Source organism: Streptomyces sp. NPDC025784 (genome assembly GCF_055558435.1).
The window spans coordinates 236,752-249,793 of the sequence record NZ_JBVHMN010000003.1 but is presented as its reverse complement, the minus strand read 5'-3'; the positions used below and the strand labels follow the sequence as shown (position 1 = coordinate 249,793).

14 protein-coding genes are annotated in these 13,042 nt (G+C 68.2%); 9 read left to right on the top strand and 5 right to left on the bottom strand.

The features are described 5' to 3' along the window. Positions 1-177 precede the first annotated feature (177 nt). Positions 178-2,250 carry a chromosomal replication initiator protein DnaA gene (dnaA, locus tag ACZ4IF_RS10660; RefSeq protein WP_467561446.1) on the bottom strand — a complete coding sequence of 691 codons (2,073 nt, stop codon included), beginning with the start codon at positions 2,248-2,250 and terminating at the stop codon, positions 178-180. A 396-nt stretch (positions 2,251-2,646) separates the two neighbouring features. On the opposite strand from dnaA, the gene rpmH reads away from it, so the two are divergent. From rpmH to ACZ4IF_RS10615, 9 genes are all read left to right on the top strand, one after another. Further along, positions 2,647-2,784 carry a 50S ribosomal protein L34 gene (rpmH, locus tag ACZ4IF_RS10655; RefSeq protein ID WP_003949374.1) on the top strand — a complete coding sequence of 46 codons (138 nt, stop codon included), beginning with the start codon at positions 2,647-2,649 and terminating at the stop codon, positions 2,782-2,784. Between the two features lie 19 nt (positions 2,785-2,803). After that, positions 2,804-3,175, top strand: a complete 372-nt coding sequence (gene rnpA, locus ACZ4IF_RS10650; RefSeq protein WP_359489000.1) for a ribonuclease P protein component — start codon at positions 2,804-2,806, stop codon at positions 3,173-3,175. Next, a complete protein-coding gene (gene yidD / locus ACZ4IF_RS10645; protein ID WP_345640202.1) occupies positions 3,172-3,537 on the top strand; it encodes a membrane protein insertion efficiency factor YidD in 366 nt (121 codons plus the stop codon). Before rnpA ends, yidD begins: the two co-directional genes overlap by 4 nt. Positions 3,538-3,540: 3 nt before the next feature. Next, positions 3,541-4,824, top strand: coding sequence for a membrane protein insertase YidC (gene yidC / locus ACZ4IF_RS10640; RefSeq protein WP_467561443.1), 1,284 nt, complete (start codon positions 3,541-3,543; stop codon positions 4,822-4,824). A gap of 15 nt (positions 4,825-4,839) precedes the next feature. Then, positions 4,840-5,349, top strand: coding sequence for a Jag family protein (locus tag ACZ4IF_RS10635; RefSeq protein ID WP_095935442.1), 510 nt, complete (start codon positions 4,840-4,842; stop codon positions 5,347-5,349). Between the two features lie 118 nt (positions 5,350-5,467). After that, positions 5,468-6,184, top strand: a complete 717-nt coding sequence (gene rsmG / locus ACZ4IF_RS10630) for a 16S rRNA (guanine(527)-N(7))-methyltransferase RsmG (RefSeq protein WP_095935441.1) — start codon at positions 5,468-5,470, stop codon at positions 6,182-6,184. A gap of 333 nt (positions 6,185-6,517) precedes the next feature. After that, positions 6,518-7,591: a ParA family protein gene (locus ACZ4IF_RS10625; protein ID WP_078629360.1), complete on the top strand. Its 1,074-nt coding sequence runs from the start codon at positions 6,518-6,520 to the stop codon at positions 7,589-7,591. Further along, a complete protein-coding gene (locus ACZ4IF_RS10620) occupies positions 7,588-8,682 on the top strand; it encodes a ParB/RepB/Spo0J family partition protein (RefSeq protein ID WP_467561440.1) in 1,095 nt (364 codons plus the stop codon). Before ACZ4IF_RS10625 ends, ACZ4IF_RS10620 begins: the two co-directional genes overlap by 4 nt. A 345-nt stretch (positions 8,683-9,027) precedes the next feature. Beyond that, positions 9,028-9,645 carry a GNAT family N-acetyltransferase gene (locus tag ACZ4IF_RS10615; RefSeq protein WP_467561438.1) on the top strand — a complete coding sequence of 206 codons (618 nt, stop codon included), beginning with the start codon at positions 9,028-9,030 and terminating at the stop codon, positions 9,643-9,645. Between the two features lie 135 nt (positions 9,646-9,780). Here ACZ4IF_RS10615 and trxA read toward each other — a convergent pair whose 3' ends face one another. The 4 genes from trxA to sigM form a co-directional block, all read right to left on the bottom strand. Beyond that, positions 9,781-10,113: a thioredoxin gene (gene trxA, locus ACZ4IF_RS10610; protein ID WP_028804102.1), complete on the bottom strand. Its 333-nt coding sequence runs from the start codon at positions 10,111-10,113 to the stop codon at positions 9,781-9,783. Between the two features lie 42 nt (positions 10,114-10,155). Continuing rightward, positions 10,156-11,121, bottom strand: coding sequence for a thioredoxin-disulfide reductase (gene trxB / locus ACZ4IF_RS10605; protein WP_028804101.1), 966 nt, complete (start codon positions 11,119-11,121; stop codon positions 10,156-10,158). Positions 11,122-11,303: 182 nt separating this feature from the next. Continuing rightward, positions 11,304-12,296 (bottom strand): anti-sigma factor family protein, encoded by a 993-nt coding sequence (locus ACZ4IF_RS10600; protein WP_467561435.1) that lies wholly within the window; start codon positions 12,294-12,296, stop codon positions 11,304-11,306. Further along, the gene (sigM, locus tag ACZ4IF_RS10595) at positions 12,293-13,021 is read right to left on the bottom strand and encodes an RNA polymerase sigma factor SigM (RefSeq protein ID WP_467561433.1); all 729 of its coding nucleotides are present in this window, start codon (positions 13,019-13,021) and stop codon (positions 12,293-12,295) included. The genes ACZ4IF_RS10600 and sigM overlap by 4 nt, the downstream gene beginning before the upstream one ends. Positions 13,022-13,042: the final 21 nt, after the last annotated feature.

Sequence of the window (13,042 nt, the reverse complement as noted above, 5' to 3'; positions counted from 1 at the left end):
GGCGGGGCCGCGACCTCTCGTGACGCCTGCCTGAGCGGTGAACGGCAGCCGCGGACCCGCCACAGACGCCGGCGGCGGAGACGGTCCGGGGAGAACGCGAAAGGCGCCCTCGGGGACGTGCCCCGGGGCGCCCTCGCCGCCCGCGGCCGCCGTCCTCAGGGACGGACGGCCACGCGGTCAGCCGTTCTTGATGCGGTTCGTGAGCTCGGTGACCTGGTTGTAGATCGAGCGGCGCTCGGCCATGAGTGCGCGGATCTTGCGGTCGGCGTGCATCACGGTCGTGTGGTCGCGGCCGCCGAACTGCGCGCCGATCTTCGGCAGCGACAGGTCCGTGAGCTCACGGCACAGGTACATGGCGATCTGCCGGGCCGTCACGAGGACACGGCTGCGGGAGGAACCGCACAGGTCCTCCACCGTGAGACCGAAGTAGTCCGCCGTGGCGGCCATGATCGCGGTGGCCGTGATCTCGGGCGCCGAGTCCTCGCCGCCGGGGATCAGGTCCTTGAGGACGATCTCCGTCAGACCGAGGTCCACGGGCTGCCGGTTGAGCGAGGCGAACGCGGTCACCCGGATCAGCGCGCCCTCCAGCTCGCGGATGTTGCGCGAGATCCGCGAGGCGATGAACTCCAGCACCTCCGGCGGGGCGTTGAGCTGCTCCTGCACCGCCTTCTTGCGGAGGATCGCGATGCGCGTCTCCAGTTCGGGCGGCTGGACGTCGGTGATCAGACCCCACTCGAAACGGTTCCGCAGCCGGTCCTCCAGCGTCACCAGCTGCTTGGGCGGCCGGTCGGAGGACAGCACGATCTGCTTGTTCGCGTTGTGGAGCGTGTTGAAGGTGTGGAAGAACTCCTCCTGCGTCGACTCCTTGTCCGCGAGGAACTGGATGTCGTCGACGAGCAGGATGTCCATCTCGCGGTACCGCTTGCGGAAGCTGTCACCCTTGCCGTCGCGGATGGAGTTGATGAACTCGTTGGTGAACTCCTCCGAGCTCACGTAGCGCACCCGCGTGCCGGGGTAGAGGCTGCGGGCGTAGTGCCCGATCGCGTGCAGCAGGTGCGTCTTGCCGAGTCCCGACTCCCCATAGATGAACAGGGGGTTGTACGCCTTGGCAGGTGCCTCGGCGACGGCGACGGCAGCCGCGTGCGCGAAGCGGTTCGAGGCACCGATGACGAACGTGTCGAAGAGGTACTTCGGGTTCAGGCGTGCGGTCGGCTCACCCGGACCCGACGCCGGCGCGGGCTTCGCGGCCAGCGGGCCGGGCGCGCCGGAGGGAGGCAGCGAGGGACCGCCGCGGTGCCCGGGACCGGCGCCGCCCGGGGACGGCTCCTGGAGGTCCCGGCGGTCGGTCCGCTGGTCGTAGTCGCCCCGCGGCTGGTCGTAGTCCTGGCGCTGCTGCTCGTAGGGCGGGCGCTCCATCGACTGCGGCCGGTAGTCCTGGCCGGGCGAGGCGTACGGATCCCGCTCCGGGAAGCCGAGCCGCTGCTGCTGCCAGCCGTAGTCGTCCTGGGAGTGCCGCGGCCAGGCGCCCGGCTCGGGCCGCTGGTAGTCCGGGTAGGCGGGCCGGGCCGTCGGCAGCTGGTCCTGACGTCCTGACGGCAGCTGGTCACCGGGACCGCCCGGGAGCTGGTCGGCGCGGCCACCCCTGTGGTCGTCGGCGCGGTGGCGGCCGTACCCCTCGTACTCGTCGCGTCGCTGCCCGTCGTAGGCGCCGCGGTCGTCGCGGGCCGGGCTGTCGTAATCGCGGCCCTGGGTGTCGTAGGGGCTGCGGTCGTCGCGGGACGGGGAGCCGTAGGCCGCCCTCTCGTCCCCGCCCTGGGAGCCGTACCCCACGCGCTCGTCGCTCTGGGGGCCGTAGCCGGCGCGGTCGTCGCCGCCCTGGCCGTCGTACGCGTCACGGCCGTGGCCGGGCCCGGAGGGGAGCTCGGGCTCCTCGTAGCGCGGCGGGGCGGACGGTGCCGGGGCGGGCGGTTCGCCGGCGGAGTCGTCGACGGTGATCGCGATGCGGATCGGACGGCCGCACTCGCGGCTCAGGGTCTCGCTGACGATCGGCGCGAGACGCCCTTCCAGTACGCCCTTCGCGAACTCGTTCGGGACCGCGAGCAGGGCGGTGTCGGCGACCAGCGCCAAGGGCTGGCAGCGTTTGATCCAGTGCTCGTCCTTCGCCTCGACACCCTGCCCGCGGCCCTCACCGAGAAGTTGTTCCAGAACTCGTGGCCACACTGCGGCAAGATCGGCAGGTACGTCAGCCACAGGGCACGCTCTCTCATGGGTCCCACGAACGTGTGGTTCTGGGAAAGGGTCGGGAAGTCGGTCGGGTGGGGCGGGGGGAACAAAACCGCTGGGGCGGTGGGAAGGGAACGAATCGGAGTTCAGCCACGGTAGTCAGGGCGACCGGTGCGGTTCAAGTTGTTGTCCCCAGCCTGTGGATAGTGTCTCCCGGCACGCGCTGGTTTGACCGGATGGCGTAGCCGCGCGTACCGTAACCAGGTCGAGTTGTCGATGGCTGCTGCCGCCTGCCTCCGATGGGCATAGATCACGTCGAGTGATCGGAAGCGGTGCACTCGGGCGTAATACGAGCTACTCGTGGGCGCACGGTGACAGCCAGGACGGCACCCCGCCACTACCGATTCTTTCTGGAGCCCCCGAGTGAGCAAGCGCACCTTCCAGCCGAACAACCGTCGTCGCGCCAAGACCCACGGCTTCCGGCTGCGCATGCGCACCCGTGCCGGCCGCGCGATTCTCGCGTCCCGCCGTGGCAAGGGTCGCGCCCGCCTGTCCGCCTGATCGCACAGGTCATGATGTCGTGCTGCCTACCGAGCATCGGCTGAGGCGGCGCGAAGACTTCGCGACCGCGGTACGCCGAGGACGTCGGGCCGGACGCCCGCTTCTCGTCGTCCATCTACGTAGCGGTGCAACGGACCCGCACGCGCCAGGGGAGAGCGCTCCCCCGACGCGTGCGGGTTTCGTCGTGAGCAAGGCCGTGGGTGGAGCCGTCGTACGCAACACGGTGAAGCGCAGGCTTCGCCATCTGATGCGTGACCGAGTCGCCCTGTTGCCCCCCGGTAGCCTGGTAGTCGTACGAGCGCTGCCCGGTGCGGGCGACGCCGACCATGAACAGCTGGCCCGAGACCTGGATGCCGCCCTTCAGCGGCTGCTGGGAGGGGGCGCGCGATGAAGTACCCGCTGCTGGCACTGATCAAGCTCTACCAGTGGACGATCAGTCCGTTGCTGGGGCCGGTGTGCAAGTACTACCCGTCGTGTTCCCACTACGGCTACCAGGCCATCGACCGGCACGGTGCGATCAAGGGAACGGCACTCACCGCCTGGCGCATCCTCCGGTGCAATCCGTGGTCGCTGGGCGGTGTGGACCATGTTCCGCCGCGTAAGCGCCCGCGGTGGCACGAAATGCTGCGTAACGCCTGGCGTGCACGCAAGGGCGGGAACTCCGCCGCCGAACCGGCCACCGAGGGGCCTGGTAGGTCCGACCACCCCTCAAGCCCGGCCGCCGAGACCCCGTCCCATGCTCAAGGAGCCTGATTAGTGGACACGATTGCCAGTCTCTTCAGCTTCATCACGACACCCGTTTCTTGGGTCATCGTCCAGTTCCATTCCGTGTACGGGGAGATCTTCGGTCCCGACACGGGCTGGGCCTGGGGCCTGTCCATCGTGTCCCTGGTGATCCTGATCCGTATCTGCCTGATCCCGCTCTTCGTGAAGCAGATCAAGGCGACTCGGGCGATGCAGACGCTGCAGCCCGAGATGAAGAAGATCCAGGAGCGCTACAAGAACGACAAGCAGCGCCAGTCCGAAGAGATGATGAAGCTGTACAAGGAGTCGGGTACCAACCCGCTCTCCTCGTGCCTTCCCATCCTGGCGCAGTCGCCCTTCTTCTTTGCCCTGTACCACGTGCTCAACGGCATCGCGACGGGCAAGACGATCGGCGTCATCGACGACCAGCTGCTCGCGAGCGCCCGTAAGGCGCACATCTTCGGCGCCCCGCTCGCGGCGAAGTTCACCGACAGCGCCGACAAGGTCGCCCAGCTCGGCGCCTCGCTGACCGACGTCCGCGTCGTCACCGCGATCATGATCGTCCTGATGTCGGCGTCGCAGTTCTACACGCAGCGCCAGCTGATGACGAAGAACGTCGACACCACGGTGAAGACGCCGTTCATGCAGCAGCAGAAGATGCTGATGTACGTCTTCCCGGTCATGTTCGCCGTCTTCGGTATCAACTTCCCGGTCGGTGTCCTCGTCTACTGGCTGACCACCAACGTGTGGACCATGGGCCAGCAGATGTACGTGATCCACAACAACCCGACCCCGGGTTCCAAGGCTCAGGCCGCCTACCTGGAGCGTCTGACCAAGCACGTCACGCACCACGGCAAGACCCGCAGCCGGGGCGAGCGCGCCATCGTCAAGGCGATCGTCGCCAAGGGCCGCGACCGTAACGAGTTCGAGCGCAAGTTCATCAACAGCCTCACCAAGGTGGGTCTGGCCGCTGCGGCCGATGGCACCGTGGCGAAGAGCGAGGTCGCCGTCGTCGAGACCGAGGACGGCACCACGGTGAGCGGCGCCGTTCCCAAGCGCCAGCAGCCGAAGCGGCAGTCGAAGTCGCAGCGACAGTCCCAGTCGGGCACCGCCAAGGGAGCCGACGAGACCGAGCCGAAGACCTCGCTGAGCAAGTCCGACGAGCCGGAGGACGCCAAGCCCTCCCCCGCCAAGCCGGCCGGTGGGGGCAACAAGCCCGGCGCCGGTACCCGCAGCAAGGCCCAGTCCGGACAGCGCAAGGGTCCTCAGCGGCCCAAGTCCCCGTCCAAGAAGTAAGAAGGAGTCCATCCCGTGACGGAAGGCACCACCTCCGCCGCCACCGAGGGCGACACCCTGACCCGCCTGGAGCAGGAAGGCGAGATCGCGGCGGACTACCTCGAAGGTCTGCTCGACATCGCCGATCTCGATGGTGACATCGACATGGACGTCGAGGCCGACCGCGCCGCTGTCTCGATCATCAGTGACGCGGGGAGCCGTGACCTGCAGAAGCTGGTCGGCCGTGACGGTGAGGTGCTGGAGGCGCTCCAGGAGCTCACTCGCCTGGCAGTGCACCGGGAGACCGGGGACCGCAGCCGCCTGATGCTGGACATCGCGGGCTACCGGGCCAAGAAGCGCGAGGAGCTGTCCGAGCTGGGCGCCAAGGCCGCGGCCGAGGTCAAGAGCTCGGGCGAGCCCGTGAAGCTGAAGCCGATGACGCCCTTCGAGCGCAAGGTGGTGCACGACGCGGTCAAGGCCGCGGGGCTGCGCAGCGAGTCCGAGGGCGAGGAGCCTCAGCGCTTCGTCGTCGTGCTTCCCGCCTGATCGGTACGTACGTTCCATCGGCCCCGTCTGTTGCGCAGACGGGGCCGAATTTTGTCAGCCTGATAGTCCTGGAGACAGCGCCCAGTGCGCTCATGCGGTACGGAAGGACGGTCCCCCCGTGACGGAGGCAGCGGAGCTTCCCCCTGCGCCCGAGCAGGCGCGCGAGGTTTTCGGTGATCGCTTCGCGGACGCGGTGCGGTACGCGGAGCTCTTGGCCGAGGCGGGAGTGAAGCGGGGGCTGATCGGCCCGCGTGAAGTACCCCGGCTCTGGGAGCGGCACCTGCTGAACTGTGCCGTGCTCTCCGAGGTCGTTCCCGAGGGTGTGACGGTGTGCGACGTGGGCTCAGGTGCCGGATTGCCGGGCATTCCTCTGGCGCTCGTCCGTGAGGACCTCAAGATCACGCTGCTCGAGCCGCTGCTGCGGCGCACCAACTTCCTCACCGAGGTCGTGGAGCTCCTCGGCCTCGATCATGTGACAGTCGTCCGTGGGCGTGCCGAGGAGGTCATGGGCAAGCTGCCTCCCGTCCACGTGGTGACCGCCCGTGCCGTGGCGCCTCTCGACCGCCTGGCCACGTGGGGGATCCCTCTGCTGCGTCCCTACGGCGAGATGCTCGCTCTCAAGGGTGACACCGCGGAGGAGGAGCTGAAGAGCGCTGCCACGGCCCTGAGCAAGCTCGGTGCCGTGGAGACGTCCGTTCTCCACGTGGGGGACGGGGTGGTCGACCCGCTCTCCACCGTCGTACGCGTGGAGGTCGGAGAGAGCCCGGGTGGCGTGCGCTTCGCCGCCAAGCGAGCCAAGGCCGCCCGAACCGGACGAGCCCGGCGCCGACGCTGACCTCCTGAGAGGCCTCGAACTCCCGGTTCCGCTGTGTGGAACCGGGAGTTTTTCGTCACGCCACCCGATCTGGTCGGGTGGCTGTCCGTACTCCACACAAGCCTCCAAACCTACGCATCTCGGAGTGTCGCGCGGTGATGGCCTGAGTGGCTATGCATCGTGTTTCACGTGAAACGTCGCTCACTGTTGCACGGAATCATCAGCCGCGGCCGTGCTGCGGCCGAACCTCGCGACCGAAAGCCTCTCGGTTCACTCGGAGAGGGTGCGGAGATGTCCACAGAGGTGGATTTCTCCACAGAACAACGGGCCTCGCTGGTTCACGACCCCGAAGGCATGGGAGGCTCTGTTCATTGCGAGCCTGAAGTCGAGGAGAGTGAATCCTTGCGGTCCGACGCCAACATCGCGGGACCGATGACCGATCCGGTCCCCGGTCCCCGTACCGAGTCGATGGGGGAGGATGTTTCACGTGAAACACCGCCCCCGATGGACGACACTCCCATCGGTCGTGCTGCCCAACTTGCGGTGGAGGCGCTAGGTCGCGCCGGCGAGGGTCTGCCACGGCCCGAGCAGACCCGGGTCATGGTGGTCGCCAACCAGAAGGGTGGGGTGGGCAAGACCACGACCACGGTCAACCTTGCCGCTTCACTGGCGCTCCACGGTGGTCGTGTCCTGGTGATCGACCTCGACCCTCAGGGCAATGCCTCCACAGCGCTGGGCATCGACCATCACGCCGAAGTCCCGTCCATCTACGACGTGCTGATCGACAGCAAGCCGCTCTCGGAAGTCGTCCAGCCCGTCCCGGACGTCGAAGGTCTCTTCTGCGCTCCCGCCACGATCGATCTCGCCGGTGCGGAGATCGAGCTGGTGTCCCTGGTGGCGCGGGAGAGCCGGCTGGAGCGAGCGATCCAGGCGTACGAGCAGCCGTTGGACTACATCCTCATCGACTGCCCGCCGTCCCTGGGCCTCCTCACTGTCAACGCGCTCGTCGCCGGTGCGGAGGTGCTCATCCCCATCCAGTGCGAGTACTACGCGCTGGAGGGGCTGGGGCAGCTCCTGCGCAACGTGGACCTGGTGCGGGGACATCTCAACCCTGCTCTGCATGTCTCGACGATTCTGCTCACCATGTACGACGGCAGGACGCGTCTCGCGTCGCAGGTCGCGGACGAGGTGCGGAACCACTTCGGTGACGAGGTGCTGCGGACAAGCATTCCTCGCTCCGTCCGCATCTCCGAGGCCCCGAGCTACGGGCAGACCGTCCTGACTTACGATCCGGGTTCCAGCGGTGCTCTCTCGTATCTTGAGGCCGCACGGGAAATCGCCCTTCGAGGTGTCGGAGTGGCGTACGACGCGCAGCACGCACACGCGGGTGCGCAGAACGATCAGAATACGGTGGAGGGGATCCAGTGAGTGAGCGACGACGGGGGCTGGGGCGCGGCCTCGGCGCACTGATCCCTGCGGCTCCGACAGGGGAGAGGCCGGCGTCTCCGGCGAGTGGGACGCCCACCTCGCCGGCGGTCGCGCCTGTCCTCACGGCGGAGCGCGGGGTGGCTGCGGCGAAGGTGGCCACGCTGCCGCCTGTTTCACATGAAACGGAGGAGCCGGCGGACGTCGCGTCCTTCGAGATGCCTTCGGAGCCCGTCGGCGCGCACTTCGCCGAGCTGCCGCTCGACTTCATCACTCCCAACCCGCGTCAGCCGCGTGAGGTCTTCGACGAGGACGCCCTCGCCGAGCTGGTCACCTCCATCCAGGAGGTCGGGCTCCTCCAGCCCGTCGTCGTACGTCAGCTGGGTCCGGCCCGCTACGAGCTCATCATGGGCGAGCGGCGCTGGAGGGCCTGCCGCGAGGCGGGGCTGGAGGCCATTCCGGCGATCGTCCGGGCCACGGACGACGAGAAGCTCCTCCTGGACGCCCTGCTGGAGAACCTCCACCGAGCTCAGCTGAACCCTCTGGAGGAAGCGGCCGCCTACGACCAGCTCCTCAAGGACTTCAACTGCACGCACGACCAGCTGGCGGACCGCATCGGACGGTCCCGCCCGCAGGTCTCCAACACCCTGCGTCTGCTGAAGCTCTCCCCTGCGGTCCAGCGCCGCGTCGCGGCGGGTGTCCTCTCCGCGGGGCACGCGCGGGCGCTGCTCTCTGTCGAGGACTCTGAGGAGCAGGACAGGCTTGCCCACCGCATCGTTGCCGAGGGGCTCTCGGTGCGGGCGGTCGAGGAGATCGTGACGCTCATGGGTTCCCGCCCGCAGAGCGCGCCGCGCTCCAAGGGGCCCCGAGCCGGCGGTCGCGTCTCTCCGGCTCTGAGTGACCTGGCAATGCGTCTCTCGGATCGCTTCGAGACGCGGGTGAAGGTCGACCTGGGGCAGAAGAAGGGAAAGATCACCGTCGAGTTCGCATCGATGGACGATCTTGAGCGCATCCTCGGCTCCCTGGCACCCGGAGAGGGCCCTGTCCTGCAGAAGAGCCTTCTGGACGACGACTCCGGCGACTCGGAGGCCTGAGCCGGCCGAGTAGCCGCCCGGCCGTTCGACGGCACGTTCTGCCGTCGGCCCGACCAGCAGAGCGGACTGTGTCCGGTGTGTACCGGAACGCGGTCCGCTCTTTGCTTTCTGGCGGTATCGATGGAATCGCATCGTGGATACGATGCGATCGGGTATGGCGCATCCACCTGGCAGCACCTTCATTGGGGAGGCGGGGGCCATGCGAACCGTGAGCCGTACCGGATTGGTGACCGCGGGCCTGGGGCTAGGGGCGGTCGGCGGTTTCGTCGGCAGCCTGCTCAGGGAGCGCAGCGCCTTGACAGCCGCCCGCGATGCCGCGGGTGAAGGAAGCGAGGAACACCCTTCATGGGGCGTCGGCTGGTACCGCTCACGCTGGACAACCTCCAGGACCTTCCCAGGCGCTGCCGCGCGTGCGTCTTCTGGGAACTGGACCCAGTCAGCGGAGAAGCCGCGGTAAAGGCGGGTACACCGGCACTGGAAAAGGAAGCCTGGATCTCCGCGGTCCTGCTGGACTGGGGTTCCTGCGGCCGTGTCGTCTACGTGGACGACGTGCCGGTGGGCTTCGTGCTATACGCGCCCCCGGCCTATGTCCCCCGCTCCACGGCCTTCCCCACAAGCCCGGTCTCTCCGGACGCGGTGCAGCTGATGACCGCCTTCATCATGCCCGGCTACCAGGGGCAGGGACTCGGCCGTGTGATGGTTCAGACGGTCGCCAAGGATCTGCTGCGCCGGGGCTTCAGAGCGATCGAGGCCTTTGGCGACGCGCGGTGGAAGGAGGCGGCTTGTGTGCTCCCCGCCGACCATCTCCTCTCCGTGGGATTCAAGACGGTTCGGCCGCACCCCACCTATCCGCGGCTGAGGCTGGAGCTGCGCTCGACGCTCTCGTGGAAGGAAGACGTGGAGCTTGCGCTGGACCGGCTCCTGGGGGCGGTGCAGAAGGAGCCGGCGCTCCGTCCGCTGTGACGTGACGACCCGTCCGGCACCGCTCGATAGAGGTGACGGGACCTCCGTGACGGTCAAGCAAATGGGCCAGCCCTTTCGGGCTGGCCCATTCGTGTTTCACGTGAAACATGCGCCGCTCGCCGCGGCGAACACCGACTACTCGGCGATGAACGCCTCGAGGTCGCGCACGATCGCGGCCTTCGGCTTCGCGCCAACGATGGTCTTGGCGACCTCGCCACCCTGATAGACGTTCAGGGTCGGGATCGACATGACGCCGTACTTGGCGGCCGTGGCCGGGTTCTCGTCGATGTTGAGCTTGACGACCTCGATCTTGTCGCCGTACTCGGAGGCGATGGCCTCGAGGGACGGCGCGATCTGGCGGCACGGGCCGCACCAGGCGGCCCAGAAGTCCACCAGGACGGGCTTGTCGCTCTTGAGGACGTCCTCGTCGAAGGAAGCGTCGGTCACGTTCTTCAGGGTGCCGGCCACGGCGGGCTCCTTAACTTGTTGGTGCGGTGGGGCGGGTGAGGGTCAGACGGTGGCAGTCGCGGCAGCGGTCTCGCTGTCCGCGAGAGCGGCGAGGAAGCGCTCGGCGTCGAGAGCGGCCGAGCAGCCCGTGCCGGCGGCGGTGATGGCCTGGCGGTAGGTGTGGTCGACGACGTCGCCGGCGCCGAAGACACCAGTCAGGTTCGTCCGGGTGGAGGGTGCAGCGACCTTCAGGTAGCCCTCGTCGTCCAGGTCGAGCTGGCCCTTGAAGAGCTCGGTGCGAGGGTCGTGGCCGATCGCGATGAACAGACCGGTCACCGGCAGCTCGGAGGTCTCGCCGGTCTTCAGGTTGCGCAGGGTGAGGCCTTCCAGCTTCGGGTCGCCCTTGATCTCGGCCACCTCGCTGTCCCAGACGAACTTGATCTTCGGGTCGGCGAAGGCACGCTCCTGCATCGCCTTGGAAGCGCGAAGGGAGTCCCTGCGGTGGACGATGGTCACGGACTTGGCGAAGCGGGAGAGGAAGGTCGCCTCTTCCATCGCGGTGTCGCCACCACCGATCACAGCGATGTCCTGGTCCTTGAAGAAGAAGCCGTCACAGGTCGCGCACCAGGAGACGCCACGACCGGAGAGCGCGTCCTCGTTGGGCAGGCCGAGCTTGCGGTGCTGGGAGCCCGTTGTGACGATGACGGCCTTGGCGCGGTGGACGGTACCGGCGGTGTCCGTGACGGTCTTGATCTCGCCCGTCAGGTCGACGGCGACGACGTCGTCGGGAACCAGCTCGGCGCCGAAACGCTCGGCCTGGGCGCGCATGTTGTCCATGAGCTCCGGGCCCATGATGCCGTCCTGGAAGCCGGGGAAGTTCTCCACCTCGGTGGTGTTCATCAGCGCACCGCCTGCGGTGACGGCGCCCTCGAAGACCAGCGGCTTCAGCGACGCGCGCGCGGTGTAGAGCGCCGCCGTGTAGCCGGCCGGCCCGGAGCCGATGATGATCACGTTACGGACGTCGCTCACGGCTTGATTCCTCGTCTCTGGAGACTGCTGCGTATCCGGTGGGAGCCACTCTCAGTACTCTCACCCCACCCAACGGATCCTAAGGGGCTTCAATTCCCGCTGTGTCCGGGCACACGGAGACGTCGTACCGCACACAGATCCCATGCGGTATCCGGGGACGAGCGGGGTCGAGAGAGACGGCGTCAGGACCGGTCGTACGACTTCGTCAGAAGCAGCTTGCCCGGCGTCCCCGAGCCCTTCTTCTCACAGGCGTCGTCGACGATGTACGCCGTGACCTTCGTGCCGTCGGATACGTCGGGTTGGACGACGAGATAGACACTCGTCCCCTTGTACGTACCCTTCTCGGCGCCGAGCACTGCTCCGGCGTTTCCGGTCCCCCGTTGCACGCAGTCGGGCACCGGCACCTTCGGTGTGATCAGGGTGTCGACGCCACCGGATCCGGTGCCCGTGCCCTGCGACTCGGCGCCCCAGGGCTTGGCACTGCCGGACTTGGTTCCCGTGCTCTTGTTCTTGGACAGCAGGTCCGAGACCCGCTGTTCCAGCTGTCCTTCGGAGAAGGTGACCTTCGACGCCGTTTCCTGCTGTGCGCGCGTCTGGGGCTCCTTGCCGGAGCCGTCGCCCCCCATGGACTGCACAAGGATCGTGCCCAGCCCCAGAGCGGCGGCGGTGAAGACGGTGCCCAGGACGACCGCCCTGCGCCGCCCGCGGCGTGCTCGGTGGGCACGGCCCGGTCCGGTGGCCGCCCGCGGATGTCCGGAAGGGCGGTCGGTGGGAGCGGGGGAGCCGGAGTCGACGGCGGACGCGGGGGCTCCCGCGCCGAGCGGCGTGAGAGGAGTGTCGGTGGTGGAGGGTTCGGGCGATGTTTCACGTGAAACATCGACGTGTTCGTCCTGCGCACGAGCCGCGTGATCAGGCGCCGTGGCGCTCAGCAGCGCTTCCGCCGCGAGGGCCGCATCGATACGGCCGGCCACGTCGTCGGGCATACGGGCAGGGCCGGGCATCGTGCCCAGCAATCCTCGGATCTCCTCCAGCGACTCGTACACCTCGGAGCAGACCGCGCACGTCTCGAGATGCCGTCGCACGTCCTGGGTACGAGAAGGCGAGAGCAGACCCTCGGTGAGGTCGGAGATCTCCGCGACGTCCGGGTGCCCGGCCGTATCCGTCGTGGATGTCACGCTCGCCCACCTCCGCCCTTCACAGCAGCTGAATCGCTTGACCCTGCATCCTGTGGGCCCGCATCGTGCGGTCCCGCTGCCGGTGGGACGGATGTCCCCTGCGTCCGGTTCCTTCGGCCGCCCGACTTCTCGGACTCCTCTGCGCCCCCGGCCGTGCGGAGGTGGGTGAGCAGCGGGAGCAGTCTGGCTCTGCCGCGAGCACAGCGGCTCTTCACCGTGCCGGTGGGGACGTCAAGGATGCGGGCGGCTTCGGCGACGGGATAGCCCTGCATGTCCACCAGGACCAGGGCGGCGCGCTGGTCGGCCGGAAGCGTGCCCAGCGCGCCGATGAGCTCGCGGTGGAGATCATTGCGCTCGGCCGGCGCGGAAGCGGACTCATGCGGTTCGAGGAGCTGCTCCAGGCGTTCGGTGTCGTCGACCGGCGAGGTCTTCCTGGAGGCGGCCTTGCGGGCACGGTCCAGGCAGGCGTTCACCGTGATGCGATGCAGCCACGTCGTGACGGCCGACTGGCCACGGAAGGTGTGGGCGGCCCGGTAGGCGGAGACGAGGGCGTCCTGGACCGCGTCAGCGGCTTCCTCGCGGTCTCCCAGCGTGCGCAGGGCCACCGCCCACAGGCGATCCCGGTGGCGCCGTACAAGCTCGCCGAAGGCGTCCGGGTCGCCCGCTACATGGCGGGTGAGGAGATCCTGATCGCTCGCTTCGTCGTATGCGACTTCATCGGCCATCGGACCCCCTCCCCTCCCGCG

What these genes read in the sequence shown, in the direction of transcription:
- yidD (WP_345640202.1), top strand. Translation starts at nt 3,172, where the DNA reads ATGAAGTACCCGCTGCTGGCACTGATCAAGCTCTACCAGTGGACGATC.
- sigM (WP_467561433.1), bottom strand. Translation starts at nt 13,021, where the DNA reads ATGGCCGATGAAGTCGCATACGACGAAGCGAGCGATCAGGATCTCCTC.
- ACZ4IF_RS10625 (WP_078629360.1), top strand. Translation starts at nt 6,518, where the DNA reads ATGGGAGGCTCTGTTCATTGCGAGCCTGAAGTCGAGGAGAGTGAATCC.
- ACZ4IF_RS10615 (WP_467561438.1), top strand. Translation starts at nt 9,028, where the DNA reads ATGGGGCGTCGGCTGGTACCGCTCACGCTGGACAACCTCCAGGACCTT.